Origin of the sequence: Acutalibacter sp. 1XD8-36 (assembly GCF_009917525.1) — a bacterium.
Lineage (GTDB): Bacteria > Bacillota > Clostridia > Oscillospirales > Acutalibacteraceae > Acutalibacter.
The window spans coordinates 1-3,856 of the sequence record NZ_QZDU01000032.1; the positions used below are offsets into that span (position 1 = coordinate 1).

The 3,856-nt window shown below is 52.3% G+C and carries 1 protein-coding gene; it reads left to right on the forward strand.

The annotated features are described in order from the left end of the window. Positions 1 to 104: 104 nt before the first annotated feature. On the forward strand, positions 105 to 3,856 hold a 3,752-nt coding region (locus D5270_RS16220; RefSeq protein WP_207709417.1), incomplete at its 3' end, for a hypothetical protein.

The window sequence follows — 3,856 nt, forward strand, 5'->3', positions numbered from 1 at the left end:
TTTAAATGTGAAATGTCTGATTCCAGATTACAGTATATAAATAACTTCCACTCGGCGGCAAAAGAGAGCCGCACGAGAATCTAAAATTTAAGAGGGTTGAAATCATGAACAAAAGCAAGTTCCTTAAGAGACCACTTGCGGCTCTTCTGGCCATTCTTATGGTCGTCGCTTTGGTCCCAATGAGCGCCTTCGCTGATGATGACGATACCACTACTCCGGCTGCGCCGGAGTATACCGTGGTCGTCAACAACCGCGAAGCAGCGTTCAAGGACGGCGGCTTTGACGCTACCGTCTACAGCACGTACATCCTTTCCGTAGCGCTTTACGGCCTGCCGGAAGGGGTGAAGGTGGACCTGCTGACGAAGAACGGCAATGTCGTTCCTCTCACCTCCACCACCGCAGTTGACTTGAAGCAGGAGGCCACGCTGGTCAGCGAGACCGAGCGCACCAGCCTGTACCACATCAAGCTGCGCGAGACCAGGGGCGGCGAGGCCAAGGAATACACCCTGGCTGTTACCGTTGAGAATGTTGTCCCTGTTGACAACGTGGAAATCAAGTCCGTGCGCGCCGAAGAGGGTGACGTCATTGACAGCATCATCGGCAAGGACGAGATAACCCTTATCCTGCCCCTGGGCTACACCAAGGATGACGTTAAGACCGAGAACGCCCGTGACCTTACCGCCGCGGCTTTCGTGCCCGCCAACTATAATGCTACTGTGACGCTGGCCGGCGATGAGGGCTCTATCACCGTTAAGGCCGCCGACAACAGCTCCAAGACCTACAAAATCAACTACACCCACGAGACCGGATTCACCTCCTTCACAGTCCCCAACCAGGTTGGCGAGACCGAGATGAGCGATGACGGCCTGACTATCTCCATCAAGGTGCCCAATGGCAGCGAGCTGGACAAGATTGTTCCCACTTGGACAACCGACGAGAACGTGAGTGCTGTCTACAGCAGTGGTGGAGAAGCGACTCCGACTCTACGTGATGGTAAGAGAGAACTGCTTGCCACTCTCGCACATCCTACCTACTACGGCGTTCGCTCCGGCCGCGGCGAGTATGACTTTACATCTGGTAACCCCATCACCTTCTTCGTGAAGACCAAGGCTACCAGCGAGATGGACCCCGCCACCGCAGCAGCAGTCCAGGTTTCTGTGACCGAGACTGACAAGTATGTTGGCACCGGAATCGAGAACTTCACTGTTACTGTGAAGAAGGAGAACGGCGCTAGGATTCCCCTGGCTACCGTCTATAACGTGACCGCCAACAACACCGTTTATCTGCCCGCTGGCTACAGCTTCCAGGCAGAGGACGAGATTGAGGTTGAGGTCAATGTTGATAAAAAAGCCGTTCCCACTGTAGTTTCCCAGAACAATCCTGCGGTTATTCGCGACGATACCAACGCCGCAACAAATAAGTATGTGTTTAAGAACGTTCGCACCAACGGCCGTATGTTCACCATACAGGTCAAGGCTGAGGACGAGAATGTTGCAGCAGCAAACTACAGGGTAAACCTGATTGCCGCTTCCTCCAGCCAGGCAGATTTGAGCAACAACAGCGGTCTGCGCTTCCAGATTGGCGGCGACGATGGCGAGTCCATGGCTGCTACTTTTGACAGGCAGAATGTCACAAACGGGCAGTATGACATGACTATTAAGGTGCCTTTTGGCACGCTGAAGCAGAAAACTGGTGCAGCTGCATATGTCGGTTATATTGATGGCGTAAAGAAAAGTGATGTTGTATTTGACGAATTCACTGGTGCCGATGGCACTTATGAGAATAAAGTGAGCTTCGACAATTTAGATGAGGAAAAGCTCAAAGACACCATCCACGCTACTTATGGTACTGACGATACATGGGACCAGGCAAAAATTGGCTTGAAGCTCTATAGTGATAGTGCTGATAGTGATACAAAGAAGGCTGTGCTGGTGCTTTACAAAAATGGAGACACCGCAGATATTGGAACAGCTCTCAAAAAAGGCGACGGGATAAGCAATACAGCTAATGTGCATACAATAACATTTACTTCAGATATTGGAACAGCCATTATTACGGCCGGGCGTTCTGGATGGAATGACTTTGATACTAAGTTTTTCTTAGATTCAACTGACAGCACCAATAGCTGGGCAGAATTTAATAAAATTGATAGCGAGGCAATCTTAGCCGCTGATAATACTGAGAAGTTCTGCATAGTTGACACTGGTCTTGTATATGGTGTTTCTGAAGAGCCATATGATATCTCTGCAGCTCTGGCAAGTGAAAAGGTCTACGCGCTGATAAGCCCTGGCGCTTCTGCCTACTACGGTTGGAACGGCATAACCGGTACACCTATCCAGAGCAGCATCACCACCTTCGGAGCAATTTGGAGCACTGTTACCGCATACGAAGGCACCAAGGGCGTGTTCAGCATCCATGTTGAGCATAACGAGATCAAAAAGGATTACCGCATTAAGCTGGTAGAGGAAGACGCGCGCACCGGCAACAAGATTACTGAGCCCGCTGTTATCGCCGACGACGATGTTATTGGCGAAGGCGATGAGTTCACCGGCACGCCCGTTGAGAAGGGCGGCAACGACAGCCTGCTGAAGGTTGGCGTTGGCTACGAGTGGACCGATGCAGACGGCAAGACTTATATCTATAACGGCCTGAATGTCAGCGATGGCGCAAAGGCTTATATCTTTGACAGCAGTGCAAGCCAGTTTGTTGAGGTCACTGCTGGTGACGATAACGGCTCTTTGAACAATGCAGACATTACAGCCCAGAGCTCTGTTGAGGAGCTGGATGTTGCTGCTGACGATATCGTAGAGAATGGCAGGACTCCTGTTGTTAAGTCTCTGTCTGAGAAAATTTATGTTATCAGCGAAGCTGAAATGGCCAAATTCCAGGCTAACACTAGTGATTGGCAAGCAACCATTGGTGCTGGAGGCGCTGTTGATGCAGGGAATGTAGGAATAGTTGATAAGTATTCCCACATATACAACGTATACTACGAGCGCGGCACAGCCAATAACCAGGCCCAGCTGCTGACTGTTGGCTCCGGCACACCCGGCGTGCGCGCCACTCTGGACTACACCAAGACCGTGAATGTCCGCGTGCCCAACAGCTTTAACTGGAGCACCTACCGCGACAACGGCAACTATGACTTCACCATCGACTTCACAGTTTCCGACGGCGCAGGCATGAAAGATGATACTTATGGAAATTGGAGCTCCGGTAAGACCAACTTCTTCGTGCTAAACAGCGAGCTGTACGTATTTGACAAGCTCACTGGCAGGAAGTACCAGATTACAAACCAGGGCAAGTACGAGCCTCAGGCGGCCATGCTGACGGTCAACTCTCAGAATGGTAAGGTGCACAACACCTATCCCTTCCGCCTGACTATCGCCCAACCCGAGAGCAACAATAAGCTTGCAAAGGTAGTGGTAGGCGAGACCGAGGCCGTTATCAACGGCAGCGATGTGAGCGTGACCCTGCCCGCAGGCAGCGAGCTGAAGGCCCAGGATGTGTTCATCACACCCGACTCCGACGTAGCCACTGTCCAGAACGATAAGGGCGAGGCCTTCGACTCCACAGTCAAGCATGACCTGAGCGAGCCCATGAAGTTCACCATCACCGCCGAGGACGGCACCAAGGCCGAGTACACCCTGACCGCAACGGTTGGCGGCGACGTTCCCGGCCCTGACGGCAAGCCCTCGGACAAATACGACCTGAGCGACGTGTATTCCGGCCACCTGGAAGACGTAAAGAAGGCCATAGACATGGGCCTGATGTCCGGTACAGGTGCAGCAGGGAAGTTCAACCCCAAGGGCAAGATAGCCCGCCAGGACTTCGCCCTGATAATCGCCCGCGCCGA